General features: G+C 59.5%; 2 protein-coding genes. One reads left to right on the plus strand and one right to left on the minus strand.

Going from position 1 to position 632, the window contains the following annotated elements; translation table 11 throughout:
* Positions 1-14: 14 nt before the first annotated feature.
* Positions 15-164: a citrate/2-methylcitrate synthase gene (locus D1614_RS28250; RefSeq protein ID WP_497006676.1), complete on the plus strand. Its 150-nt coding sequence runs from the start codon at positions 15-17 to the stop codon at positions 162-164.
* A gap of 279 nt (positions 165-443) precedes the next feature.
* Here D1614_RS28250 and D1614_RS28255 read toward each other — a convergent pair.
* Positions 444-632: PX domain-containing protein (locus D1614_RS28255; protein ID WP_147384386.1), on the minus strand; the 189-nt coding region annotated here is incomplete at its 5' end.

Consider the following 632-nt stretch of genomic DNA (forward strand, 5'->3'; position numbering starts at 1 on the left):
GTGTGCCGACAGCTATGTTCACGCCGCTGTTCGTCATCTCGCGCACATCGGGCTGGGCCGCGCACATCATCGAGCAACGCATCGACAACAAGATCATCCGCCCGAGCGCCAACTACACCGGCCCCGACGACCTGAAGTTCGTACCGATCGGCAAGCGCCCGTAAGAAATAGGAAAGAAGAAAGGAGCGTCAACACAAACCCACCGACGGTTTGGCCGTTGACGTTCCTGCCCTTGATGGCGCCTTGAATTTTTGTAAGCGGGCGGAAACAAGACGGGAAACTGTTTGAGCGCAGCGAGTTTGCCTCCTTCTCCGCACGGTTACATAAATTCAAGGGGAAGTCGCCATCTCGGGCGCGCCTTTCTTTGCTTACTTTCTTTGGCAAGACAAAGAAAGTAAGTCGGCCCCGGCAGGGGACGAAACCCCAGCAAACCACCAACGCCCTTACGCCGGCGCAGCAGCAGGTGGCTCATTGGAAGAAGCCGATGCCTCTTTCTCCGGCGTAACCCGCGCCATCCACTCCTCCAACGCCGCCGAAGTCCGCAACACCGTCCCCGGCGCCGCCAGCGGCACGTGCGCCTTGTCGAACGCATCCTTGAGCACAACGTTGAACGCCCGCAGCACATCCGCCTG

The organism is Maribellus luteus (genome assembly GCF_003576475.1).
In the GTDB taxonomy this organism is placed as follows: Bacteria; Bacteroidota; Bacteroidia; order Bacteroidales; family Prolixibacteraceae; genus Draconibacterium; species Draconibacterium luteum.